The organism is Aeromonas media, assembly GCF_020423125.1.
Taxonomy (GTDB): domain Bacteria; phylum Pseudomonadota; class Gammaproteobacteria; order Enterobacterales; family Aeromonadaceae; genus Aeromonas; species Aeromonas media.
Map to the genome: position 1 here is coordinate 3,339,659 of NZ_CP075564.1, position 24,140 is coordinate 3,363,798.

Sequence of the window (24,140 nt, forward strand, 5' to 3'; positions counted from 1 at the left end):
GCCTTTAGAAGGTACGGCCGATGTTGAAGGAGAAGACTTCGGTATCGTCCCCTTCGTATTTCTTGAGCGGCTGCGCCAGCACGAACACCAGGGGCCCCATGGGAGAGAGCCACTGCAGTGACAGACCGGCCGACATCCGGATATTGGTGGGGTCAGAGTAGTCCATCAGATAGTTGCAACCACTGAAGCAACGGTTCTGGTACTGGCCATATTCGAAGGTGGTGTCCCACACGGTACCGGCATCGATGAAGAAGCTGGTTCGCAGCTGGGGCTGGTAGCTTTCAGACGCGAACGGCGTCGGCACTATCATCTCAAGGGACGCCACCGCCAGGGCATTGCCCCCCACCGAGCTGTCGGTACCCTGGATCACGTCGTTACCACCCAGGTTGTAGTAGTAGAGCGCCTTCGGACCGACTGTGTTGCTCTTGAAGCCACGCAGGGTATCGAAGCCACCGGCGTAGTAGTTCTCGAAGAAGGGCAGCACGTGGTCGTAGTCACCGTTGCTGCCGTAGCCATTGCCGTAAGAGGCGCGGGCCTTGGCCAGCATGACCCACTGGTGGTCGGCATCGAACGGGAAATAATGAGAGTCTTCGGCGTTGAGCTTGAAGTACTGCAGATCCATGCCCGGCACGGTCACCTTGGCGTTCACCCGCTGACGGTCACCGGCGGTCGGGAACTGACCCTTGTTGAGGGTGGAGCGAGTCCAGCCAGCGGTGACGTCCACGGTGTTGAACACCATGCGGTTGTCGCCGTCCAGGTTGGCCTGGTAGACCTTCCAGAACTCATCCACCTGCACATAGGGGTTGGGCTGGGACAGCTTGTTGTTCTCGTAGCCGAGGCTGAAGTCGAGACGATTGTTCTCATTGACCGGGAAACCGCTGGAGAGGCGGAAGCCTATGGTGGTGTTCTCGTAGTCAACGATGTTGGCATCGGCCGCACTGAACTTGTTGTAGTAGAGGCGGCCACCCAGGCTGACGCCATCGACAGTGAAGTAGGGATCGTTGTAGCTGAGATCGATGTTCTTCGAGTAGTCGTTGGTGCTGGCGTTGATGCCGATCTTCTTGCCGGTCCCCATGAAGTTGTCTTGCTGCAGGCCCGCCTGCAGGCTCAGACCAGACTCGGTACCGTAGCCGATACCGGCGTTGATGGACCCCGCCGGCTGCTCCTTGACCTTGAAGTCCAGATCGACCTGATCGTCGCTGCCCGCCACCCGCTTGGTGTCCACCTCCGCGGTCTCGAAGAAGCCGAGACGGTTGAGACGGGTCTTGGACTGCTCGACGTTGTCGGAGGAGAGCCAGGTGCCTTCCATCTGACGCATCTCGCGACGCAGCACTTCGTCCTTGGTGGTGATGTTGCCGCTGAAGTTGATGTTGCGCACATAGACCCGGGGACCCGGCTCTATGTTGACGATCAGCTCCACTTCCTTGGTCTTGTCATTGACCTGGGGGAAGGTGACCACTTTGGGGTAGGCGTAGCCATAACGGCCGAGAAACTTGGAGAGTACCTCTTCGGTGTGGGTCACCTGGCTGGCGGAGTAGACGCTGCCTGCCTCGATGGGGATGAGCCCCTTCATATCGCCGCCACGGTCGATGAGATCGCCCTTGAGCTGCACGCCGGAGACCTTGTACTGATCCCCTTCCTTGATGTTCAGGGTGACGTAGACGCCCTTCTTGTCAGGGGTCATGGAGACCTGGGTGGACTCCTGAGCGAAACGGATGTAGCCGCGGTCCATGTAGTAGGAGCGCAGCACTTCGATGTCACCGGCCAGCTTCTGCTTCTGATAGCGCTGATCGCCGGTGAAGTTCCACCAGGGCACATCGTCCTTCAAGGAGAGCTGGGCCAGCAGTTTCTCTTCCGGGAACACCTGGTTGCCGACGATGTTGATCTGCTGGATCTTGGCCGCTTCCCCTTCCACGAAGGTGAACTTGAGGTCGACCCGGTTGCGGGGCAGCGGGGTGACGATGGCCTTGACCTTGGCGGAGTACTTGCCCACGCCGTAGTAGAAATCTTCCAGTCCCTTCTCGAGGGAGCTCAGCACGGTGCGATCCAGGGGATCACCGACGCGGATGCCGGAGGACTCCAGGCTCTGGGTCAGCTGCTCCTCCTTGATGTCCTTGTTACCGGAAAACTCGATGCTGGAGATGGTCGGGCGTTCCTTCACCACGACTTGCAGCACCTGGCCGTCACGATAGACCTTGACGTCCTCGAAGTTGCCGGAGGCATAGAGCTTCTTGATGGCGTTGGCCAGGGCCACCGAGTCCACTGAGTCACCGACCCGGACCGGCAGATTCAACAGGGCGGCGCCCAGGGTCACCCGCTGCAGACCCTCGACCTGAATGTCTTGCACCACAAAAGAGGCAGGGGCCGCCTGAGCCAGGAAGCTGGCTCCCAGCAGGCAACTCAACACCAATGCTTTTTTAACAGCCATTTTGTTCTTATGTGTCCTTGTTGATGCTCTAGCCTCAGAGGCGAGCGAAATCATTAAACAGCGCAATGCCCATCAGTAACATCAGAATGGCGGCGCCTATCCTGAACCCAATTTCCTGAATTTTTTCTGGTACCGGCTTGCCGGTGACTGCCTCGATGAGGAAGTAGACCAAATGGCCTCCATCCAGCACCGGCAGGGGAAACAGATTGATGATCCCCAGGTTGACACTGATGAGCGCCAGAAAACCGAGGAAATAGACCAACCCGTAATCTGCGCTGCTGCCGGCACCCTTGGCGATGGAGATGGGGCCGCTCAGGTTGTCCAGGGAGACGATGCCACCGATCAGCTTGCCGATCATGTCAAAGGTCAGCGTGATCAGGCTCCAGGTCTTCTGGACCCCATGCCACAAGGCTTGCAAAGGCCCATACTGTAACAGAACTCGATACTCATCCGGTAATGGAACCAGTTGCGGCGACAAGCCGACGAAACCGACCAGCTGGCCCCGTACTTTTTTCACATCCGGGGTCAGGGTCAGGGTCAGATCGCTGCCACCGCGTTCCACTGTCACCTGCAGTGGCTGCTCCGGTGATTGCTGCACCCGCAGGACAAACTCGGCCCATTCGGTGATCGCCTGATCCCCCACGCCCTTGATGCGATCGCCCACCTGCAAGCCCGCCTTCTCGCTGGCGCTCGAGGGCACTATGGCCTGCACCACCGGCAGCACCTTGCCGCCGAGGGGTACTATCCCCAGGCTGCCGATGGGAGATTCCTTGTCCGGATCGAAGCTCCAATCCCCCAGCATGAGCGTCTTGTCCACCGCGTAGCTGGCGCCTTGCGCCTTCAGCCTGAGCTGGACCGAATCATCACCCAGATGGCTGATGAGGGCATAGGTCACACTCTCCCAGTCCCCGGTCTGCTCGTCGCCGACGCCGACGATCTCCATGCCGGGCTCGATGCCGGCCTGGGCCACGATGGAGGCCGGGCGCACCTCGCCGACCACTGGCTTGACGCTGGGCACGCCTATCATGAACATCAGCCAGAAGGCGAACAGGGCGAACACGAAGTTCGCCATGGGGCCGGCCGCGACGATGGCCATTCGCGCCCAGACGCTCTTGTAGTTGAAGGCCTGTGCCTCCTCCCCCGGCTTGAGCTCGTCGACCCGGCCGTCCAGCATCTTGACGTAACCACCCAGCGGGATCAGGGCCAGCACATACTCGGTGCCGTCCTTGCCGACGCGGCGCCAGATCGCCTTGCCAAAGCCGATGGAGAAACGCTCAACCTTGACGCCGCAGCGGCGGGCTACCCAGAAGTGACCAAATTCATGTACCGCCACCAGCAGCCCGAGGGCAACGATGAAGGCGCCTATGTTCCACAACACGCCGCCCATCAGAGCTTCACCTCGACATCATTCCCGAAGGCGTAGAGAGAGGCCGCTGGCCACCACAGTCCGTTCATCGAGCAAGTTCCTCTATCAGTTGCTGGGCACGGGCGCGGGCCCTGCCATCCAGCGCAATCAGATCCTCCAGCGAACCTGCGGCACTGGTGCCCAGTGTCGTCATGATGGATTCGTTGACTCTGGCAATATCCATAAATCCAATGCGCTCTGCAAGAAAAGCCGCGACGGCCTCCTCGTTGGCGGCATTGAGAGAGGTGGTCGCCGCCTGCCCTTGCTGGCAGGCCGCCATGGCAAGTGCCAGGTTGGGATAACGGGCGTAGTCGGGACGGATAAAGCTGAACTCTCCGACACTGAAGAAATCCAAAGGTTCCACACCAGACTCAATCCTGGCCGGGTAGGCCAGGGCGTGGGCGATGGGGGTACACATGTCCGGGTTGCCGAGCTGGGCCAGCACGGAACCGTCCTTGTACTGCACCATCGAGTGGATCACCGACTGGGGGTGGATCACCACCTGGATCTGCTCCGGGAGGGCGTTGAACAGCCAGCGCGCCTCTATGTATTCCAGCCCCTTGTTGATCATGGTGGCAGAGTCCACCGATATCTTGGCCCCCATGGACCAGTTGGGGTGCGCCACCGCCTGGGCCGGCGTGACCCTGGCCAGCTCGTCGATGTCGGTATAGCGGAAGGGGCCGCCTGAGCCGGTCAGCAGTATCTTGCTGATGCCAGCCCCTGCCAGATCGCAGAAACCAGGCTCGCGCTGGATCGCCTCGGGCAGGCACTGGAAGATCGCATTGTGTTCGCTGTCGATGGGCAGCAGCTCGGCGCCATGGTGGCGCACCGCCTCCATGAAGAAGGCGCCGGACATCACCAGGGCCTCCTTGTTGGCCAGCAGGATCCGCTTGCCTGCACGCACGGCGGCCATGGTGGGTGCCAGACCCGCCGCACCGACGATGGCCGCCATGACGCTGTGGGCATCAGGGTGAGCGGCCACTTCGCACAGGGCAGCCTGACCACAGAGCACCTGAGTAGAGCAGCAGTGGGTCTTGAGTCGACCGGCCAGATCGCTGGCGGCCTTCTCATCCACCATGACGGCGAAACGGGGGGAGAATTCAAGACAATCCCGCACCATGGCGTCCACGCTGCGAGCCGCGGTCAGCGCCAGCACCTGCCAGCGTCCCGGATTCTGCCGCAGCACCTTGAGGGTGCTCTGACCGATGGAGCCTGAGGCCCCCAGAATGACCAGATTGCGCATCAGAACTCCTGACCGAGTAGCAGATAGCTGAGCAGAAAGACGGGCAGGGCCGCCGTCAGGCTGTCGATGCGATCGAGGATGCCGCCGTGGCCCGGCAGCAGGGTACCGGAATCCTTGATGCCGGCCTCCCGCTTGAACATGCTTTCGGTCAAATCACCGAGTACGGACGCCAGCACCGCCAGCAGGGAGCAGAGCAGCACGACCCCCATCTTGGCCGGCACGAAGCCCATGAACCAGGTCACGCCTATGGCCAGCACGCTGGCGGTAAAGAGGCCGCCCAGCATGCCCTCTATGGTTTTACCCGGGCTGACGGCCGGGGCCAACTTGTGCTTGCCGAACGCCTTGCCGAAAAAATACGCGCCAGAATCTGCCGCCCAGACCAGGCCCATCACGAACAGCAGGATCCAGGCCCCCATCATGGGGTCGTGATAGAAGTTGTACCCACGGATGGCCACCAGTGACCAGAAGAAGGGCACCAGGGTCACCAGACCGAACAGGGACTTGAGCCAGACGGACTCTTTCCACAACCTGGCGCTTCTGGGGTAACGCAGCACCAGCAGCAGTCCGAGCAGCCACCAGCTGATGGCGGTCCAGAGCACGCCCATCACCAGCGGATGCAGCTGAGGGATCCAGAGTTGCTCTACGGGCACCCAGAACAGGCTGGCACCGAGCAACAGGCAGAACACCAGCGGCAACCATTGTTGCGGCTGGGCAGAGACGAAGGCGCTCCACTCACGGCTGGCCAGCAGAAAGACCAGGGCAGCGAGCAGGGCAAAGAATTTCAATGGCAGGAAAAACAGTGCCCCCAACACCAGGGGTACTAACAGTAATGCGGTAATAATTCGTTGTTTTAGCAAAAGAAACCTCTCTCTTGGGAGCGGGGTTTAGCCGGTCTGTTGCGCGGCAATCAATTCCCGTATCTGTTCACCCGTACACCCGAAGCGACGCTCGCGAGCAACGAAGGAGGCAACTGCCCCGCTGAACTCGGCCTCGTCAAAGTCGGGCCACAAGACCGGGGTAAAATAGAGCTCGGCATAAGCAAGCTGCCATAACACAAAATTGCTGATGCGATGATCCCCGCCGGTGCGGATCAGCAGATCCACCGGAGGCAGGTCAGCCATGCAGACCTGACGTGCCAGAGCCTCTTCATCGACCGCCTCTGCATCCAGCTCGCCCGCGGCCACGGCGCGAGCCAGCTTGCGGGCCGCCTGGGCTATGTCCCACTGACCGCCATAGTTGGCGGCGATGTTGAGGGTCAGTCCCTGGTTGCCAGCAGTCAGGGCCTCGGCCTTGGCGATCTTGGCCTGCAGCCGTTCACTGAAACGGGCGGTATCGCCTATCACCTTGAGCCGGATGCCATTGCTGTGCAACTTGTTCACCTCGCGGCCAAGCACCGTCATGAACAGCTCCATCAGGGCATTGACCTCCCCTTCCGGGCGGCGCCAGTTCTCGCTGGAGAACGCGAACAGGGTCAGCGCCTCCATCTTGGCACGGGCGGCAAAGGCCACGGCCTCACGCACGGATTTCACGCCCGCCTTGTGGCCAGAGACCCGCATCTTGCCACGGTTCTGAGCCCAGCGACCATTGCCATCCATGATGATGGCGACGTGACGAGGCAAGGACGAGCTGGCGCTATCGCCTAGCGCTGCCAAAAGCGACATTCATTTCTCCCACAAAGACAAAAACGCCGTGCAGGGGCACTACACGGCGCTCGTAATATACCTGTCGGAGGCTTAGATTTCCATTAGCTCCTTTTCCTTCGCGGCCAGGGCTTCATCCACCAGCTTGACGAAGGCGTCGGTCAGTTTCTGGATCTCTTCCTGGGCACGACGGTCGTCGTCCTCGGAGATCTCCTTGTCCTTCAGCAGTGCCTTCAGGTCTGCGTTGGCATCGCGACGGATGTTGCGCACGGCAACCCGGGCACCTTCGGCCTCGGCACGGACGATCTTGGTCAGATCACGGCGACGCTCTTCGGTCAGCGGGGGCAGCGGCACACGCAGGGTCTGGCCATTGCTGGACGGGTTCAGGCCCAGATCGGAGGTCAGGATGGCTTTTTCCACCGCCTGGATCATGGAGCGATCGAAGATGGAGATGGACAGGGTGCGGGCATCTTCTGCCACTACGTTAGCCAACTGTTTCAGAGGAGTGGCGGCACCGTAATACTCCACCTGGATACCGTCGAGCAGGCTCGGGTGAGCACGACCGGTACGGATCTTGGACATCTGGGTCTTGAGCGAGTCTACGCTCTTGGCCATGCGGTCCTTGGCGTCGTTTTTAATCTCGTTGATCACAGTGTTTTCCTTTTGGCGAACGAGCCGACATGCGGCCCGTATCTATCTTGTTTACTGGCGTAATGGACAAGCGCGCCAGGCGGCTCAGGCTTGTCTCACTTGCTGACGTGGTGGATCAGGGTACCTTCCGGCTCACCCATGATGACCCGACGCAAGGCGCCTGGTTTGTTCATGTTGAACACCCGGATCGGCAGATCGTGGTCGCGGGCCAGGGTAAAAGCAGCAAGATCCATCACTTTGAGTTCTTTTTCAAGGACTTCATCATAACTCAGTTCTTGATAGAGCACTGCATCCGGGTTCTTGACCGGATCATCGGTGAACACACCATCGACCTTGGTCGCCTTGAGCACCACGTCGGCTTCGATCTCGATGCCGCGCAGGCAGGCTGCGGAGTCGGTGGTGAAGAAGGGGTTGCCGGTACCGGCGGAGAAGATCACCACCTTGCCGGCACGCAGCTGGCTGATGGCCTCGGCCCAGCTGTAAGAATCGCAGACACCCTGCAGAGAGATGGCAGACATCAGACGGGCATTCACATAAGCACGATGCAGGGCATCACGCATGGCCAAGCCGTTCATGACGGTCGCCAGCATGCCCATGTGGTCACCCACCACGCGGTTCATGCCCGCCTTGGCAAGACCGGCACCACGGAACAGGTTGCCGCCGCCGATGACCAGACCGACCTGAACACCCAGCTCAACCAGCTCTTTGATCTCTTGGGCCATCCGCTCCAGCACCGCCGGATCAATGCCAAAACCCTCGGATCCTTGCAGGGCTTCACCACTCAACTTCAGAAGAACACGTCTGTATGCAGGCTTGGGATTGGTACTCATGTCACTGATTCCTGGTCATATAAAGACCGCGACATAAGTCGCGGTCTGGGGAAACGGAAAAACCGGTTCGATTAGGCCTTCTGAGCGGCCGCGATCTGGGCTGCAACTTCAGCCGCGAAATCGGTCTCTTGCTTCTCGATGCCTTCGCCCACTTCGAAACGGGTGAAGGAGACAACGTCAGCGCCTTCTTTCTTCAGCAGCTCGGCAACGGTCATGGAAGGATCTTTCACGAAGGGTTGACCAGTCAGGGAAACCTCACCGGTGAACTTCTTCATGCGGCCTTCAACCATCTTCTCGGCGATGTCTTTCGGCTTGCCGGAGTTGATGGCGATGTCGATCTGGATTTCGCGCTCTTTGGCAACGACTTCGGCAGACACGTCTTCAGGCTTGACGAACTGCGGGCTGTTGGCAGCAACGTGCATGGCCAGATCTTTGGCCAGGTCGGCAGTACCGCCGGTCAGCTTGGTGATAACACCGATACGGGAACCGTGTACGTAGGTACCCAGGTTGTCACCTTCAACCAGCATCACGCGACGCAGGTTCATGTTCTCACCGATCTTGGCGATCAGGTTGGTGATGGTCAGCTCAACGGACTCACCGTTACCGAAATCGGCGGCCTTCAGGGCGTCGATGTCAGCAATTTTCTGGGTCGCGGCGATGTCGGCGATCTTCTGGCCCATGGCCATGAAGCTGGCATCTTTGGCGACGAAGTCGGTTTCGCTGTTCAGCTCGATCATGGCGGCAATGTTGCCTTCGGTACGGGCGAAGATCACGCCTTCAGCGGCGATACGGCCCGCTTTCTTGGCGGCCTTGGCCTGACCGGATTTGCGCATGTTCTCGATTGCCAGCTCGATGTCACCAGCGGCTTCTTCCAGTGCTTTTTTGCAATCCATCATGCCAGCGGCGGTGCGCTCGCGCAGTTCTTTTACCAGGGCGGCAGTAACGTTAGCCATGTCCAGTATCCTCGGTCTTGAATTGACAAGAAACAGGGGCCACAAGGGCCCCTGCTAACCAATTACATCAGCTTGGTTAATAAGGGCTTTACAGTCCTTATCAATTACTCAGCTTCAACGAAGCCATCTTGTTCGGCTTGAACAACGATGTCCTGAGCGCGAGCTTCCAGTACGGTGTCAGCAGCAGCATTCAGGTACAGCTGTACGGCACGGATAGCATCGTCGTTACCCGGGATGACATAGTCAACGCCGTCCGGGTTGGAGTTGGTATCAACGATGGAAACTACCGGGATACCCAGGTTATTGGCTTCTTTGATAGCGATGTGCTCGTGGTCGGCATCGACAACGAACAGAACGTCAGGCAGGCCGCCCATGTTCTTGATACCACCTAGGCTCTTCTCCAGCTTGTCCATTTCACGAGTACGCATCAGCGCCTCTTTCTTGGTCAGCTTGTCGAAGGTACCGTCTTGGCTCTGGGTTTCCAGATCTTTCAGGCGCTTGATGGACTGACGAACGGTTTTCCAGTTGGTCAGCATGCCGCCCAGCCAGCGGTGGTTAACATAGAACTGGTCGCAACGCTCAGCGGCTTCTTTTACGGCTTCAGACGCGGCACGCTTGGTACCAACAAACAGGACCTTGCCCTTCTTGGCAGCTACGGAGCTGATGAAGTTCATGGCATCGTCAAACATCGGAACGGTTTTTTCCAAGTTGATGATGTGAACCTTGCTGCGGGCGCCGAAGATGTAGGACTTCATTTTCGGGTTCCAGTAACGAGTCTGGTGACCGAAGTGAACGCCGGCTTGCAGCATGTCGCGCATAGAAACTTTAGCCATTTTATACCTCTGTATTGGGGTTAGGCCTCCACACATCCCATGTAACCGACCCCAAAGGGGCACCCCGGTACAGGTGTCGATGTGTGTGTGTTATTGAGTAAGGGTGATGGAAAGGGACACAAGTTCCCCATTCCGGCGCGCTTTATACCATAACTTTGGTCAGGACACCACCAGCTGGGTCGCTAAAAATGGATCCCGGTAGGTGCTGCGACCGCTGGATGACGTTGCGATGACGATCACACTGGAAGTAAACGGGGGTTGGGGATAAAATTTTGCCCTGATTGCAAACGCATCTATTTTTCATTACCTGATTGTTGGGCATCGGCAGGATGCGCAGTCGGGCCCCAAGAGAGATCCCATGTCCATTAAAATCAAGACACCGGAAGAGATTGAAAAAATGCGCATCGCCGGCCAGCTGGCCGCCGATGTGCTGGTCATGATCGCCCCGCACGTCAAGGCAGGCGTCACCACAGACGAGCTTAATACCCTGTGCCACAACCATATCGTCGAGGTGCAGCAGGCCATTCCCGCCCCGCTCAACTATCACGGCTTCCCCAAGTCCATCTGCACCTCGGTCAATGATGTGATCTGCCACGGTATCCCCAATCACAAGAAGCTGCGGGAAGGGGACATCATCAACCTGGACATCACCGTCATCAAGGATGGCTACCACGGCGACACCTCCGCTATGTTCATCGTGGGCCAGACCACCCCGCTGCGTCGCCAGCTGTGCAAGGTGGCCCAGGAGAGCCTGTACGCCGCCATCAAGCAGGTGCGTCCCGGCATGTGCATCACCGAAATTGGTGCCGTGATCCAGCCCATCGTCGAGCAGGCCGGTTTCTCCGTGGTACGTGACTACTGCGGACACGGCATCGGGGCCGAGTTCCACGAAGAGCCGCAGATCCTCCACTACCGCAACGGCGGCAAGCTGGAGCTGAAACCGGGCATGTGCTTCACCATAGAGCCCATGGTCAACAGCAAAAAGTATCACTGCAAGGTCAATCCCAAGGATGGCTGGACTGTCACCACCAAGGACGGCGGCGACTCCGCCCAGTGGGAACACACCCTGCTGGTCACCGAGGATGGCTGCGAGGTACTCACCCTGCGCCCCGATGACACTATCGACCGCGTCATCAAACACAGCTAACATCGAACCCCGGCCCTGACCTCAAAAGCGCCGGGGTTTTTACTGCCCGTTCCAGCCGTTTGCCTGCTACTTGTGTGTGAGATGCCATGGATGCCAGTCTGCTTTCCCCCCACCTGTTACCCGATGACCAGCTCACCCGTGACAACTGCAAGGAGTATCTGAGCCGCTTCCTTGTCTGGCTGCACGAGCGCTTCGATGCCGGTGACAACATCATCGAACTGGTGGCCACCCGCTCAGAGTACATGGACGCGCTGCTGACGAGGCTCTGGCACAAGTTCGGCTTCGACAAGACCAGCCTGACCCTGATCGCGGTGGGCGGCTATGGCCGCGGCGAACTGCACCCCCACTCCGACATCGACCTGCTGATCCTCTACGAAGGGGACGAGCTGGACGAGGTGCTGGGGCTGCGCATCGGCGAGTTCATCACCTTGCTGTGGGATCTCAAGCTGGAGGTCGGGCAATCGGTGCGCAACGTGAGCGAGTGCATAGAGCAAGGGCGCGGCGATATCACGGTTGCCACCAACCTTATCGAGGCGCGCTACATCACCGGGCGCATGGCGGGGTTCGAGCAGTTGCAGGCCGCCACCCAGCCCCAGCACTTCTGGCCGAGCGAGGCCTTCTTTCGCGCCAAGCGCGAGGAGCAGAGCTTGCGCCACCAGCAGTTTCTCTGCACCGCCTACAAGTTGGAGCCGGATCTCAAGAACAATCCCGGCGGACTTCGCGACATCCAGACCCTGGCCTGGGTCGCCCGCCGTCACTTCGGGGCCACCACCCTGTTCGAGATGACCAGCCACGGTTTTCTCAACCGGGCCGAGTATCGCGAACTGCTCGACTGCCAGAACTTCCTGTGGAAGGTGCGCTTCGCCCTGCACATGGCCATCAACAAGGGGGACAACCGCCTCTTGTTCGATCGCCAGCGCACCGTGGCCCAGATGCTGGGCTTTGAGGGGGAAGGCAACGGCCCGGTCGAGCAGATGATGAAACGCTTCTATCAGACGGTACGGCGGGTGACCGAGCTCAACGAGATGCTGCTGCAGTTGTTTGACGAGGCGATCCTTGGCAACACCGCCATGGATGTGCGCCGCATCAGCGACGAGTTCCAGCTCCGTGGTCGCCTCATCGATGCGGTGGACTCCGAGCTGTTTGGCCGCGACCCCGCCGCCATACTGCGGCTCTTCTACCAGATAGCCCAGCACCCGGACATCGCCGGCATCCACTCCGCCACCCTGCGCCAGCTGCGGGAGGCCAGACGCACCCTGAGTTGCTGGCTACAGGACCTGCCGGAGTGCCGTCGCCTGTTCATGGCGCTGCTGCGCCACCCCAACGGCATCGGCCAGCCCCTCACCCTGATGCACAAGTACGGGATCCTCGCGGCCTATCTACCCCAGTGGAACCTCATCGTCGGCCAGATGCAGTTCGACATGTTTCACGCCTACACGGTGGACGAGCACACCCATCGCCTGCTCCAGAACATCCATCGTTTCCCCAATACAGCCAGCCGCCAGACCCACCCGCTCTGCCACGAGGTGTTCACCCAACTGCGCAAGCCCGAGCTGCTCAGCATCGCTGCCCTGTTCCACGACATCGCCAAGGGACGGCGGGGGGATCACTCGGAGCTCGGCGCCGTGGATGCGCTGGAGTTCTGCCAGTTGCACGGGCTGGATCGCTACGAGAGCCGCCTGGTGGCCTGGCTGGTACGCCACCATCTGCTGATGTCGGTCACCGCCCAGCGCCGCGACATCTACGATCCCGAGGTTGTCACCGACTTCGCCCACAAGGTGCGCGACGAGTTGCACCTCGATCTACTCTATTGCCTGACCGTGGCCGATATCTGCGCCACCAACGACACCCTGTGGAACGACTGGAAGGGCACCCTGCTGCGGGAGCTCTACTTCGCCACCCAGAAGGCGCTGCGCCAGGGGCTGGAAAACCCGCCGGACATGCGCCTCAAGATCCGCGAGAACCAGCGTCAGGCCAGGCAGATCCTGGCCCAGCGAGAGGTGCCAGAGGAGGCCGTCAACGCCCTCTGGAACGACTTCAAGGCCGACTATTTCCTGCGCCACAGCCCGGAGCAGATCGCCTGGCATTGCCGCAAGATCATCGCGCACGGCGACAATCCGGCCCCCCTGGTGCTGATCGGCAAGCACCCCATCCGGGGTGGCAGCGAGGTGTTCATCTATTGCCGCGACACCCCGAATCTGTTCGCCACCGTGGCCTCGGCGCTGGATCAAAAGAACCTCAACATCCACGACGCCCAGATCATGAATTCGCGCAGCGACTATGTGCTGGATACCTTCATCGTGCTCGAACCCAATGGCGAACCCATCAGCCCCAACCGCACCGCCACCATCAAGAAGGCGCTGGAGAAGGCGCTGCAGGAGCCGGGCAAGCTGGTGCTGCGCAACAAGCCCCTGTCACGGCGCCACCGCCAGTTCAGCGTGCCGACCCGGGTGGTCTTCTTGCCCCGCTCCTCACCCACGAAGGGAGAGAGCCGCCACACCCTGCTGGAGCTGACCGCCCTGGATACCCCGGGCTTACTGGCCCGCATTGGTGCCGTCTTCCAGCAGTGCGGCATCGAATTGCATGCCGCCAAGATCACCACCATAGGCGAGCGGGTGGAAGACTTCTTCAGCCTCACCACCCTGGCGGGCGAGCCGCTGAATCAGGCCGAGCAGCAGGCGCTGGAGGAGCGGCTGGTCAATCAGCTCAACCCGCAGGAGCAGGGGGACGAGGAGGGGCGATAAGGCCCGGACAAGGCTTCACAAGACGCCATTTATTGTTCTGATTTATCAATCAGAACAAGTGGTTGGGCCACTTGAGTATAATAAATCGCCTTTCTTTTGAAGAAATCGGCCAGAGCCCTTAAAAACGATTGGAAAAGTGTGATACAACAAACAGAATTTTTTAAAGGAAACCTGTCATGACCCAGTTGCAACAGACCATCGAAGCGGCCTTCGAGCGCCGTGATTCCATCACCCCCGGCTCCGTCGATACCGCCACCAAGGCCGCCATCCTGGAGGCCATCGACTTGCTGGACTCCGGCAAGGCCCGGGTCGCCGAGAAGATTGCCGGTGAGTGGGTCGTCCACCAGTGGCTGAAGAAGGCCGTGCTGCTCTACTTCCGCATCAATGACAACGGCATCATCAAGGGCGACGACGCCCAGTACTACGACAAGGTTCCCCTCAAGTTCTCCGACTACACCGCAGAGCAGTTCAAGGCGGCAGGCGTACGCGTGGTGCCGCCGGCTACCGCTCGCAAGGGCTCCTTCATCGCCCCCAATACCGTGCTGATGCCCTCCTATGTCAACATCGGTGCCTTCGTCGATGAAGGCACCATGGTCGATACCTGGGCCACCGTGGGCTCCTGCGCCCAGATCGGCAAGAACGTGCACCTCTCCGGCGGCGTCGGCATAGGTGGCGTACTGGAGCCGCTGCAGGCCAACCCGACCATCATCGAGGACAACTGCTTTATCGGTGCCCGTTCAGAAGTGGTTGAAGGGGTGATCGTCGAGGAAGGTTCCGTCATCTCCATGGGCGTTTTCATCGGCCAGTCCACTCGCATCTATGACCGCGAAACCGGCGAAATCCACTATGGTCGCGTGCCGGCCGGTTCAGTGGTGGTCTCCGGCTCCCTGCCCTCCAAGTGCGGCAAGTACAGTCTGTATGCCGCCGTCATCGTCAAGAAGGTGGATGCCAAGACCCGTGCCAAGGTCGGCATCAACGCCCTGCTGCGTTCCATCGACGAGTGATCGACCAGTCATCATGGTAAAGGGGGCCTTTTGGGCCCCTTTTGATTTTGGCGCACCTGTCACAGGCAAGCCATGGTGACTCGGTTAAGATAGATGGGTCAGGATCGTTTCAAACCGAGGAAGCCCGATGTACGAGAATCTGAAGAGCCTGGGGATCCAGGAACCCACCTCAGTGGACAGCTATACCCTGCGCCAGGAAGCCAACCACGACATCCTCAAGATCTATTTCAAGAAGCAGAAGGGGGAGTTTTTCGCCAAGAGCGTCAAGTTCAAGTATCCCCGCCAGCGCAAGACCATGCTGATAGATTCGGGCACCCATGAGTACAAGGATGTCACCGAGATCAACGCCAACCTCAAGTACGTGGTGGATGAGCTGGATAACCTGACCCAGGGCGTGCACGTCGAGATCGATCAGGACATCAAGCAGAAGATCCTGCGTGACCTGCGCCACCTGGAAAAGGTGGTGCAGAACAAGATCAGCGAAATAGAGCGGGACCTGGAAAAACTCTAGACAGCCCCCCACCCTGCACAAGGCGCCATCAGGCGCCTTTTTTAATGCCGGTGCACAGGGCGGCTGCCAGCGCCCTCACCCCGGATCTGCTCGGCCCCTCGCCCAGCTGGCTGACAAGCACCCAGCAAAGAGGGAGGCTTGCGCCTCCCTCTTCAAGAACTCTGATATTCAGGCAACAGGATTAGTTGCTCTTCATCCAGATGTCCATGTCGGTTTTCAGGTTGTCGGACTTGGTACCGAAGATGGCTTGTACACCGGAGCCAGCCACCACCACACCGGCGGCGCCCAGCTTCTTCAGACCAGCCTGGTCAACCTTGGCCACGTCCTTCACGCCGACACGCAGACGGGTGATGCAGGCATCCAGGGAGGCGATGTTCTCTTTACCACCGAAGGCAGACACCAGGGCAGCAGACATCTCGTCTTTGCTTTGACCAACGGTCTCTTCGGCAGCTTCGTCTTCGCGACCCGGGGTTTTCAGATTCATGGCACGGATCACCACGGTGAAGACCACGTAGTAGATAACGGCGTAGACCAGACCCAGACCGACCAGCAGCAGCATGTTGTCGGCACGGGGTGATTGCACCACGAAGTCGATGAAGCCGTTGGAGAAGGTGTGACCGTGCACGACACCCAGCATGTTGGTCAGGACGTAAGCCAGACCAGCCAGCAGCGCGTGAATCGCATACAGCACAGGCGCCACGAACAGGAAGGAGAATTCGATAGGTTCGGTGATACCGGTCAGGAAGGAGGTCAGGGCAGCGGAGGCCATGATACCAACAATCTTGGCGCGGTTTTCCGGCTTGGCAGCGTGAGCGATGGCAAACGCAGCAGCAGGCAGACCGAACATCTTGAACAGGTAACCACCGGCCAGTTGACCGAAGCCGTTACCGGCAGCACGGGAAGCGTCATCAGCAGTCAGGAAGCAGGTCATGATGCCGTGTACGGTTTCGCCAGCGGCGTTGACACAGGTACCCGCCTGATAGAAGAAGGGGACGTTCCAGATGTGGTGCAGACCGAACGGGATCAGGGAGCGCTCAACCACGCCGTAGATACCGAAGGCCAGTACCGGGTTCTGGTTGGCAGCCCAGTCGGAGAAGGCTCCGATGGCACCACCGATCGGCGGCCAGATGAAGGAGAGCACAACACCCAGGCCGATGGAGACGAAGCCGGTGATGATGGGCACGGCACGCTTACCGGCGAAGAAGCCAAGGTACTCGGGCAGCTGGATCTTGTAGAAGCGGTTGAACGCCCAGGCAGCAACACCACCGGCGAGGATACCCCCCAGCACACCGGTATCGATGCTCTCGACCCCCATCACAGGTGCCATGACCTTCAGGGTCGCGACCATGATGCCGTAGCCGACGATGGCAGACAGACCGGATACACCGTCGTTATTGGTGAAGCCGAGTGCCACGCCGACGGCGAACAGCAGCGCCATCTGGCCAAACACTGAACCACCGGCCTGCTCCATCAGCTGGGAGACAATTTCCGGCAACCAGCTGAAGTGAGCGGCGCCCACCCCCAGCAGAATACCTGCAACGGGCAAGACCGATACGGGCAGCATCAGCGCCTTACCGACCTTTTGCAGATTAGAGAAAGCATTTTTTAACATGTGTGCGCTCCTGAATGGATTTTTTTCCGACAACGACTCAATGCAGTTTATTGATGACGGTGTACTTCATCCATGGCTGCATCGAATGCGTTTTCCGGGGTGTTTATTTTGACCTACAGAATATAACCCAGCAGGGTCGGAAATACCTCCATCGAGGCCAAGGGAATAATAAATTTGGAGGAGAGATCACAAGATAATAAATAAGCAGGAAGGGGGCTATCTTGAATATTATTTCGTATTGTTATAGCTTTGCCGCAAAAAGAAAAAAAACACTTCACGATAATTCAAAAGGAAACCAATAAATACCCAAGGAAACCAATTGTAACGATATGTAACTCATTGCAGCTTTATATTATCCAGTCTACCGATTAAAAAGGCCTCCAACAAGGGAGGCCTGCAATAAATATTACGTTGAATAAATCCGCTTATTCAGTTCTTTTGTGAACGTTTAATCGCATCAATAAAGACGGATTTCGCCTTGGTTGAACCTGCACGCTCGGCTTCATTCACCAGCTGCATCGCCTTGTCGATATCCCCGGCCTTGACCGCCTTCTCGATCTGGCTGCTGTAGAAGGTCTCTGTTTCGCTCAACATCGCGGGGGCCGGTGTAGGCTTGGCAGCAATAGCGGCCCCTGATGCTGTTGCAGCGGTAGCTGCAGGTACAACCAGTTTGTTCGGAGCCGGGTCCACGATCGGAGTATTCGCATCGATCGCTTCCTGGTAAACCGGTTTGTAGAAATTGTCGCCCAGTTTGCTCGCACTCATGTCTTCCACATCAATCTTGAGCACACCCCATGCTGAGTGAGGAATCAACGGGTCCTTCGCTCCATAATCCTGCACGCTCAGGGATTTGGCCATCATCTTGGAAGGGCTCATGGCTTGCGTGGTCTGACTCAAGGTTGCCTGAGTTGTATAGATAACCATGTAGGTTTCGTTGTTCGGATTACCTACATAGGAACGATCGATGGTAAAGACGCCCTCTACACGGTCCCCATCCAGCATACGCGCAGGCTTGTAGGTGATGATGTCGGAACTTATGGTGCGCGTCGGCTTGAACTGGGAGTCCAGCAGTAACACCGTAGGATTGAACAAGGTTTTATCGATCAGACCCGCCACGGTGATTTTGAGATCGCCGGAATTACTCGGCAACTTGAACGCGGCAAAGTAGCTCTTCCCTTCTGGGAAGGAGAAAACGGAAGAGTTGCCGTCAATGGCAACAACACTCTCTTGGTCAGCAGCCAGCGCCTGATACTTCAAACCACTGAGGCTGCTACAGCATGCTGTTGCGGCGCCGAGCTGCTGCAATGCACTAGCACGACTGTCGAGGATACTCTTGTACTCCTGAGTCGGAGCGACAGTTTCCTCAAGAGACGCACATGCAGTCATCAAAGTGGAACACAAAACCGTCAACGCTACCTTGGTATATTTCATCTGCACGCCCTACAAACCATCTTGAAAAAAAGAGCCCCCGACAAGCGGGGGCGACTCGGTATCAGGTGATGGTGAGATTACCACCAAGCTTCCGCTTGTACACCGAAGTTCCAAGCATCATCTTGCTTGACTCCGTTGCTATCCACACGGAAAGCTTCATCTTGCTGAACATAAGAGGCAAATACTCGAATTTCAGGACGAGCCCAGAAGCCAGATCCCGCAGACCAAGCTTGTGCCAAAGTGAACTTACTACCATCAGTAGAGGTTTCACTTGCGCCTTTCTTGGTTTCATGATCCTTGAAGTAGCCCACTTCAGCGATAGTCTTCATGACATCAGTCCATTTGTACATCGGACGAACGACTACAGAGAAAGTATCCTTGTCGTCATACTGAGTACCCCATTCAGTGAAGTCACTCGCCTGTGCGTAAATCAGTTGATGACCAAATTCAACCTTCTCACCAACAGGCAAGACACCCCAGTTGATTAGGCGGAAGCCATCACCACTACTGGAGTTAGACTGCAAGCCGCTACCAGAACCGGAACCATAGCTGACGCCTTGAGCCGCGAGACCATCCATGAAGTACTGAACGACAGTCTTGTTGAAACCGCCCAGCATAGATTGGGTGAGTTCAGCGGTTAGCATATGGCCATCGTTGATATTCGGATTTAGCTGATCTTGCTCGTCGGTCGGGTTAGCGATTGCAAAGTCATAACCGACTTCCAATGTCGCATCTGTCCACAGCGGAATGCCAGCATAACGAATGTCAAAAACGTTGGTGTCAATGGTGTCACTGCTACCGGTCACTGCTTCCCACGGATCGTTACGAGTAACAGCAACGGAAAGCTTGCCTGGGCCTACAGCAATGTTCTCTACGCCAGCACCAGCACCGGACACGTCCCAGTAGTAAGTATCGGAGATATGGATGTCATGGCGCTGATAGAAACGCTTACCGGCCCAGAGGGTCTCACCACCACCGAACAGGTTCTTGGCCTGTACGTTGAACTGGCGCAACGCAAAATTAGATGAATCGCTAGCAGTATCTTCCCAGTCACGGCTCTGGAAATCAGTCTTCATGGTAAACATGGAGTCTACATAGAAGGTCTTATTGTCCTTATTGTAAACTTCTTGGCCCAGCTGGATCTCACCATAGGTATCATCTTCGTTACCCAGACGACCAACTTTATTCTTTGCATTGATCTGCAAATCACCATTATCGGAAACACCGACACCGGAACGCATGTAGCCGTGGAAATCAACGGCGAAGGCGGCTTGAGAAGCCAGGGCAGCGGTTACTGCTGCTGCAATCGGGAGCCACTTTGCTTTCATTTTCATTTTCCTTATTCCCGCTGGGAGTGTGATCCTGATATTCAAGTTCTTATCACTGAAAAACGTTTCAGCGATAACCGAGGTCGATTATATGTAGCCAATTTCGTGACAAACATGAGCTGATTCACAAAACGGTGACAAATCGCGCGCCCCTACCCTGGAGGACGTACATCAGGATAAAAACAGGAAAAATGAGCAATGAAACACCCCAAACCACCACCAAAAAGCAAACTAACGCCAAAGAAATCGCTTTCAGATATTAATTTGCGATGAAGAATAAGTGCTTATGCGGTCATTCAGTGACGAAAACATGATTGAAATCGCTTTCAGTGCGGAACTTTTAATTTTCTGATGTGTCGCCATCTTGATGAATATGGGACTGAGGAATCCGTTCCGACGAGGGAAAAATAACCTGACGAAGTGCGGGATATATTTCAAAGAGGGTTAAGTGAGTCTCAAAATAACACTCCCCCGTCAGCACGCTCACGGGGGAGAAAATTAGAATACGCAGGCAATCCGGTTACAGCCTATTTTCCCAGGTTTTCAACCAGGCCAGCGTCGCGACTTCCGGTTCATCCTCCACCGTTGCGTCTATCTCCAGGCGCGGCACCAGTGCGTCGGCAGCCAACTCCTGCAACAATTCATCGAGCCTGCGCCCAGCCCCGCAGAAATGTGCATAACTGCTATCCCCCATGGCAATGAGGGCATAACGCCATCCCTTCATATAAGGAGCGCGATCGGCCAGCGCCGTGGCGAAGGGTTGCAGATTGGGAGGAATATCCCCCTGCCCCGTGGTGGCGCTGACGATCAGCAAGAAGCGGGACGCATCTATGTCAGTCAGCTCGGCTTCGTCGAAGAGCTGGCAGACATGCCCCTGAGCCTGCAGGTGATCCCGCAGTGTCTCGGCCACCAGCATGGCCGAGCCATAGACGGTACCGACCAGGATATCGATGTCGGCCATCAGCGACTCCTCGAACGAAGGATAAGGCCCGGCTCTGGCACCCTGTCCGGAGTCTTGGCCCCGGACAGGGTCTGGGTACGCGGGGTTGCTAGCGGGGTATCTCGTTGAGCCATAAGTGGTTCCTCTGACGAACGTGGCCTACAGCATGCCACAGCCCGGTCAGAGGCCACAAATGATGACGGGTATCAGGCGCCGTAGTCGCTCTCGCTGGCGGGCCACCCCAGCCTGGCGAACAGGCCCAGTACCTCTGGACCAAGTGGCGCCTGGATCCGCATCGGCACCTTGAGCACAGGATGCTCGAAGCTCAAGCGGTGGGCGACCAGCAGCAGCCGCTCGCAACCATAGTGCTCGCGAAAGAAGCGATTATGCCGGCCATCACCGTGGGTGGTGTCACCGACGATGGGGTGGAACAGGTGATCCAGATGACGACGCAGCTGATGCTTGCGACCCGTCTTGGGGAAGAGCCGGACCAGGCTGTAGCGACTGGTGGGATGCTTCTTGGAGACGGCGTGGGGCAGCTCGACCTGATGCAGGCGACGAAACTCTGTCACCGCCTCCTGGGCGGGGCGATCCGGGTTGCTCATGGCATCGGCTATCTTGTCCAGCTGCTCCTTGAGGGGATAGTCGATCAGCCCCTGCTCGGGGGCCCAGCCCCGCACCAGCGCCAGGTACTCCTTGTGCACCCGACGGGCGGCAAAGGCCTCGGTCAGGGTGCGGGCCACGGCGGGATCGAGGGCAAACAGCAACACCCCTGAGGTGGGCCTGTCGAGCCGGTGCACGGGGTAGACGTGACGCCCCCCGATGAGATCCCGGGTCATCTGCATGGCGAAGCGGGTCTCGGCCTTGTCGAGCCAGCTGCGATGTACCAGCAGGCCCGACGGCTTGTTGACCGCCACCAGCCAGTCATCCTGATAGAGCAGGGTCAGCTTCATGCCACCACCCGGGTATCGTCAATGCAGCGCGCCGCGGCCAGGGGCCGTGGCTGGGCAGGCAGGGTAGTGATCATTGCTCCACCACTTTTCCGGTCAGCAGCAGATCAAAACGACCGATGAGGCGCAGCAACCCGGCCACTTCGGCCAGTTCGTCCTTGTAGGCTTCGCTCGCCATGGGATAGAGGGATACGCTGGTGGGCAGCGGCGCCTGCAGCAGCACTAGCTGCTCCATGCGCGGTATCAGCACGAACTGCAACCATTGATCGAAGCTCAGGGTATCGACGCAAAACGGCAGCTCGCTCGCCAGCGCCTCGGCCCCAGGATGCTCGGCTTGCCAGCGTTCGAGGCGTTGCAACTCGGCGGTGAGTTCACCCAGCAGACCGGCGACCAGCAAATATTGATTCATCTCGTCCTCTTCCTCGTCTCGACGTCCATCCCGCTGCCAGAGGCAGGGAGGCCGCCTTCTTCAAACACGCGTGCCAAAAAGGGGCGTTACTATACACCGCCCCCGGGGTGGCTGCCATGCCGCCATCACTTTCATGGCCCGCACCTGAGCCTCTGGCTATCTGATGCAGCCTCCTTATAATCGCCCGCATCACATTTAGCCGGATGCCCTCATGTCTGCCATCAATACCCTGACCGAATTTCTGACCCAGGCCGAGACCCAGTTCCAGCTGTTCGACATGGGCCGCCAGGTGCGCCCGCTGGCGAGCGATCTCTTCGCTCGCATCGAACAGCAGCAGGAACCCTACCCCTGGCCACTGCAACAGCATGCCTGGCTCGGTGTGCACTTCTTCCAGCCAGCCGAATCCAGGCACTACCTCTGGTTCCTCAAGTTTGCCCTCGACGAGCATGGCCTGCTCATCGCCAGCGGCCCCAAGCACTTCATGGATCAGGTGGTCGAAACCCTGGGCTACAAGCTCACCGGCGATCTGGACGAGGAGAAGGCACAGCGACTGGCCGACAACCCCTACACCTTCCGGCCGGCCGAGGCCAAAATGGCCAGTCTGCATGCCAAGCTGGCCCGTCAGCTGGAGCAGGCGCCTTCCGCCTACTACGACGCCCTCTGCCACTACCTGGCGGTGCCAGGAGAAGAGGGGTGGCAGGCCCTGGGGTTGCAAGGCTTCGCCGATCTGGCGGAGCGACTGCAGGATGAACGCAATCTGGCCTTGGTGTGCAAGGCGCTGCCCAAGTTGCCTCTGGAGCCGCTCTACGCCTTGTGCCAGAGCCTGGAAAACGCCCCCCTGCCCCCGGCGCTGCAAGGTGCCCTGCTCGAGCGCATCGGCAAGGAGCAGGAGTGCGCCGAACCCAATGCCGAGACCCTGGCCTACCTGTGCCGGGCGCTGGCCTCCTGCTCCGGTAATGCCTTGCGCAGCAACAAGCTGCTGACCCTGTTGCACACCCGGCCGAGCCCGGCTCTGCTGCTCGCCATCGCAGGCCGTCTCTGGCCCGATCTGAAAAATCCCGAGCTGCTCGGATTGTTTCTGGAGCAGCTCGCCCTGCAGCCCACCCAGTTCTTCAATCAGGTTTTTGCCGAGCTGGTGACACTGCCCGCCCTGCGCAATGATATGCTGGCAAGACTGCGTGACCCCGAGCGCAGCGAGGCCCTCGGCCAGGCCATAGGCCGACTGTTCGCCTCGGTATAACCACTCTCGGTGCGGCCGTGCTTTCCCCGGGAAGCACGGCCCAAGCCATACATCACAGAAGGAACCCGCTGATGGGAGAAATGCTTGGAATCTTGCTGCTTGGCGTCGTCGGCTGGGCCTTCTGGCAACAGCGCCGCCAGGCGGAGCTGGCCTGGCAATATATGCGGCGCTACTGCCAGCATCACGATCTGCAACTGCTGTCGCTGGCCCGCACCCATCGCGCCCTGGGGCACAATCCCCTGCGCCTGCTGACCTATTACCAGTTCGAGTTCTCCAGCGACGGGGAGAGCCATTACCAGGGCCAGCTCTGCATGCAGGGCCTGCATGTCGCCGGGGTCGAGCTGCCGCCCCATCGCCTCCCCTCCTAGCCCATGGGGGCAAGGCCGTGGCGGCTGGCTATAATTCTCGACAATCGCCCTTCAAGGAGACACGAGATGGAATTGCTGACCCATGACATGCCTGCCCTCTTCGCCCAGCTGGGCCTGGCCAATGACGAGATAAGCCTGCACCGCTTCATCCGCGAGCACCCTCTGGACAACCAGACCCTGCTGCCGGAGGCCAGCTTCTGGAGCCCCTCCCAGGCCGTGTTCCTGCGTGACGCGCTCTGGAACGACTCCGACTGGTCCGAAGCCATTGATCAACTGGACGTGATGCTGCGCCAGGCAAACTGAGCCGACCCGCGTCCCCGCTTTCCCGAGGGCCGGGGTGTGAGCTCTGTGCCCCCATCACGTCTCACCCCCCCCCCTGGCTTCCCCCACCTCAACAAACTAAGCCTCCCCCTTTAGCACCGCTTTCCTGATGGGCAGGCTTTGATTAAGCTCTGTGCCACCATCCGCAAGCA

At 58.7% G+C, this 24,140-nt stretch carries 22 protein-coding genes; 7 read left to right on the forward strand and 15 right to left on the reverse strand.

Annotated features, from left to right (window positions below; genetic code table 11):
- Positions 1-4: 4 nt before the first annotated feature.
- The 9 genes from bamA to rpsB form a co-directional block, all read right to left on the reverse strand.
- Positions 5-2,428, reverse strand: coding sequence for an outer membrane protein assembly factor BamA (bamA, locus tag KI797_RS15315; RefSeq protein ID WP_226169942.1), 2,424 nt, complete (start codon positions 2,426-2,428; stop codon positions 5-7).
- Positions 2,429-2,462: 34 nt separating this feature from the next.
- Positions 2,463-3,815, reverse strand: a complete 1,353-nt coding sequence (gene rseP / locus KI797_RS15320; protein ID WP_161507453.1) for a sigma E protease regulator RseP — start codon at positions 3,813-3,815, stop codon at positions 2,463-2,465.
- Positions 3,816-3,879: 64 nt separating this feature from the next.
- A complete protein-coding gene (gene ispC / locus KI797_RS15325) occupies positions 3,880-5,076 on the reverse strand; it encodes a 1-deoxy-D-xylulose-5-phosphate reductoisomerase (protein WP_161507454.1) in 1,197 nt (398 codons plus the stop codon).
- Positions 5,076-5,933: a phosphatidate cytidylyltransferase gene (locus KI797_RS15330; RefSeq protein WP_041206258.1), complete on the reverse strand. Its 858-nt coding sequence runs from the start codon at positions 5,931-5,933 to the stop codon at positions 5,076-5,078. The genes ispC and KI797_RS15330 overlap by 1 nt, the downstream gene beginning before the upstream one ends.
- Before the next feature lie 27 nt (positions 5,934-5,960).
- Positions 5,961-6,737 (reverse strand): polyprenyl diphosphate synthase, encoded by a 777-nt coding sequence (gene uppS / locus KI797_RS15335; protein WP_139436553.1) that lies wholly within the window; start codon positions 6,735-6,737, stop codon positions 5,961-5,963.
- A gap of 72 nt (positions 6,738-6,809) precedes the next feature.
- Positions 6,810-7,367 (reverse strand): ribosome recycling factor, encoded by a 558-nt coding sequence (gene frr, locus KI797_RS15340; RefSeq protein WP_005330806.1) that lies wholly within the window; start codon positions 7,365-7,367, stop codon positions 6,810-6,812.
- Positions 7,368-7,462: 95 nt separating this feature from the next.
- A complete protein-coding gene (gene pyrH / locus KI797_RS15345) occupies positions 7,463-8,197 on the reverse strand; it encodes a UMP kinase (protein WP_025327915.1) in 735 nt (244 codons plus the stop codon).
- 71 nt (positions 8,198-8,268) lie between these two features.
- On the reverse strand, positions 8,269-9,150 hold the full coding sequence (gene tsf / locus KI797_RS15350; protein WP_005330802.1) for a translation elongation factor Ts: 882 nt from the start codon (positions 9,148-9,150) through the stop codon (positions 8,269-8,271).
- 104 nt (positions 9,151-9,254) lie between these two features.
- Positions 9,255-9,983 (reverse strand): 30S ribosomal protein S2, encoded by a 729-nt coding sequence (gene rpsB / locus KI797_RS15355; RefSeq protein WP_025327917.1) that lies wholly within the window; start codon positions 9,981-9,983, stop codon positions 9,255-9,257.
- Between the two features lie 358 nt (positions 9,984-10,341).
- Between rpsB and map the strand changes: the two genes are divergently transcribed.
- From map to KI797_RS15375, 4 genes are all read left to right on the forward strand, one after another.
- Entirely contained in the window at positions 10,342-11,130 is a 789-nt protein-coding gene (gene map, locus KI797_RS15360; RefSeq protein WP_161507455.1) for a type I methionyl aminopeptidase, read from the forward strand.
- 86 nt (positions 11,131-11,216) lie between these two features.
- Positions 11,217-13,874 (forward strand): bifunctional uridylyltransferase/uridylyl-removing protein GlnD, encoded by a 2,658-nt coding sequence (gene glnD, locus KI797_RS15365; RefSeq protein WP_161507456.1) that lies wholly within the window; start codon positions 11,217-11,219, stop codon positions 13,872-13,874.
- A gap of 176 nt (positions 13,875-14,050) precedes the next feature.
- Positions 14,051-14,878: a 2,3,4,5-tetrahydropyridine-2,6-dicarboxylate N-succinyltransferase gene (gene dapD, locus KI797_RS15370; RefSeq protein ID WP_139745752.1), complete on the forward strand. Its 828-nt coding sequence runs from the start codon at positions 14,051-14,053 to the stop codon at positions 14,876-14,878.
- A gap of 127 nt (positions 14,879-15,005) precedes the next feature.
- Complete coding sequence (locus KI797_RS15375; RefSeq protein WP_005330793.1) at positions 15,006-15,389, forward strand: DUF3461 family protein; 384 nt, start codon at positions 15,006-15,008, stop codon at positions 15,387-15,389.
- 181 nt (positions 15,390-15,570) lie between these two features.
- On the opposite strand, the gene ptsG is transcribed toward KI797_RS15375, so the two are convergent.
- The 6 genes from ptsG to KI797_RS15405 all read right to left on the reverse strand — a co-directional run bounded on the left by ptsG (position 15,571) and on the right by KI797_RS15405 (position 22,059).
- Positions 15,571-17,001 (reverse strand): PTS glucose transporter subunit IIBC, encoded by a 1,431-nt coding sequence (gene ptsG / locus KI797_RS15380; protein WP_042649531.1) that lies wholly within the window; start codon positions 16,999-17,001, stop codon positions 15,571-15,573.
- A gap of 429 nt (positions 17,002-17,430) precedes the next feature.
- Positions 17,431-18,432, reverse strand: a complete 1,002-nt coding sequence (locus KI797_RS15385) for a MalM family protein (protein ID WP_226169943.1) — start codon at positions 18,430-18,432, stop codon at positions 17,431-17,433.
- 77 nt (positions 18,433-18,509) lie between these two features.
- On the reverse strand, positions 18,510-19,760 hold the full coding sequence (locus KI797_RS15390) for a maltoporin (RefSeq protein WP_041206261.1): 1,251 nt from the start codon (positions 19,758-19,760) through the stop codon (positions 18,510-18,512).
- A 520-nt stretch (positions 19,761-20,280) separates the two neighbouring features.
- Positions 20,281-20,721 carry a flavodoxin gene (locus tag KI797_RS15395; protein ID WP_226169945.1) on the reverse strand — a complete coding sequence of 147 codons (441 nt, stop codon included), beginning with the start codon at positions 20,719-20,721 and terminating at the stop codon, positions 20,281-20,283.
- A gap of 185 nt (positions 20,722-20,906) precedes the next feature.
- The gene (gene truC, locus KI797_RS15400; protein WP_226169947.1) at positions 20,907-21,653 is read right to left on the reverse strand and encodes a tRNA pseudouridine(65) synthase TruC; all 747 of its coding nucleotides are present in this window, start codon (positions 21,651-21,653) and stop codon (positions 20,907-20,909) included.
- Positions 21,654-21,723: 70 nt separating this feature from the next.
- Positions 21,724-22,059 (reverse strand): YqcC family protein, encoded by a 336-nt coding sequence (locus KI797_RS15405; protein WP_025327927.1) that lies wholly within the window; start codon positions 22,057-22,059, stop codon positions 21,724-21,726.
- Between the two features lie 211 nt (positions 22,060-22,270).
- Between KI797_RS15405 and KI797_RS15410 the strand changes: the two genes are divergently transcribed.
- The 3 genes from KI797_RS15410 (at position 22,271) to KI797_RS15420 (ending at position 23,970) form a co-directional block, all read left to right on the forward strand.
- A complete protein-coding gene (locus tag KI797_RS15410) occupies positions 22,271-23,299 on the forward strand; it encodes a DUF3549 family protein (RefSeq protein WP_005330776.1) in 1,029 nt (342 codons plus the stop codon).
- 71 nt (positions 23,300-23,370) lie between these two features.
- Positions 23,371-23,667 (forward strand): DUF3301 domain-containing protein, encoded by a 297-nt coding sequence (locus KI797_RS15415; RefSeq protein WP_226169949.1) that lies wholly within the window; start codon positions 23,371-23,373, stop codon positions 23,665-23,667.
- 66 nt (positions 23,668-23,733) lie between these two features.
- The gene (locus tag KI797_RS15420) at positions 23,734-23,970 is read left to right on the forward strand and encodes a DUF2789 domain-containing protein (protein ID WP_171276673.1); all 237 of its coding nucleotides are present in this window, start codon (positions 23,734-23,736) and stop codon (positions 23,968-23,970) included.
- Positions 23,971-24,140: the final 170 nt, after the last annotated feature.

Excerpts from the sequence above, each read along its gene's own strand:
- map (WP_161507455.1), top strand. The coding sequence starts at position 10,342 with ATGTCCATTAAAATCAAGACACCGGAAGAGATTGAAAAAATGCGCATC.
- KI797_RS15420 (WP_171276673.1), top strand. The coding sequence starts at position 23,734 with ATGGAATTGCTGACCCATGACATGCCTGCCCTCTTCGCCCAGCTGGGC.
- KI797_RS15405 (WP_025327927.1), bottom strand. The coding sequence starts at position 22,059 with ATGAATCAATATTTGCTGGTCGCCGGTCTGCTGGGTGAACTCACCGCC.
- KI797_RS15390 (WP_041206261.1), bottom strand. The coding sequence starts at position 19,760 with ATGAAAGCAAAGTGGCTCCCGATTGCAGCAGCAGTAACCGCTGCCCTG.
- tsf (WP_005330802.1), bottom strand. The coding sequence starts at position 9,150 with ATGGCTAACGTTACTGCCGCCCTGGTAAAAGAACTGCGCGAGCGCACC.
- ptsG (WP_042649531.1), bottom strand. The coding sequence starts at position 17,001 with ATGTTAAAAAATGCTTTCTCTAATCTGCAAAAGGTCGGTAAGGCGCTG.
- KI797_RS15395 (WP_226169945.1), bottom strand. The coding sequence starts at position 20,721 with ATGGCCGACATCGATATCCTGGTCGGTACCGTCTATGGCTCGGCCATG.
- glnD (WP_161507456.1), top strand. The coding sequence starts at position 11,217 with ATGGATGCCAGTCTGCTTTCCCCCCACCTGTTACCCGATGACCAGCTC.
- truC (WP_226169947.1), bottom strand. The coding sequence starts at position 21,653 with ATGAAGCTGACCCTGCTCTATCAGGATGACTGGCTGGTGGCGGTCAAC.
- KI797_RS15410 (WP_005330776.1), top strand. The coding sequence starts at position 22,271 with ATGTCTGCCATCAATACCCTGACCGAATTTCTGACCCAGGCCGAGACC.
- dapD (WP_139745752.1), top strand. The coding sequence starts at position 14,051 with ATGACCCAGTTGCAACAGACCATCGAAGCGGCCTTCGAGCGCCGTGAT.
- KI797_RS15385 (WP_226169943.1), bottom strand. The coding sequence starts at position 18,432 with ATGAAATATACCAAGGTAGCGTTGACGGTTTTGTGTTCCACTTTGATG.
- KI797_RS15375 (WP_005330793.1), top strand. The coding sequence starts at position 15,006 with ATGTACGAGAATCTGAAGAGCCTGGGGATCCAGGAACCCACCTCAGTG.
- bamA (WP_226169942.1), bottom strand. The coding sequence starts at position 2,428 with ATGGCTGTTAAAAAAGCATTGGTGTTGAGTTGCCTGCTGGGAGCCAGC.
- pyrH (WP_025327915.1), bottom strand. The coding sequence starts at position 8,197 with ATGAGTACCAATCCCAAGCCTGCATACAGACGTGTTCTTCTGAAGTTG.
- KI797_RS15415 (WP_226169949.1), top strand. The coding sequence starts at position 23,371 with ATGGGAGAAATGCTTGGAATCTTGCTGCTTGGCGTCGTCGGCTGGGCC.
- uppS (WP_139436553.1), bottom strand. The coding sequence starts at position 6,737 with ATGTCGCTTTTGGCAGCGCTAGGCGATAGCGCCAGCTCGTCCTTGCCT.
- ispC (WP_161507454.1), bottom strand. The coding sequence starts at position 5,076 with ATGCGCAATCTGGTCATTCTGGGGGCCTCAGGCTCCATCGGTCAGAGC.
- rseP (WP_161507453.1), bottom strand. The coding sequence starts at position 3,815 with ATGGGCGGCGTGTTGTGGAACATAGGCGCCTTCATCGTTGCCCTCGGG.
- rpsB (WP_025327917.1), bottom strand. The coding sequence starts at position 9,983 with ATGGCTAAAGTTTCTATGCGCGACATGCTGCAAGCCGGCGTTCACTTC.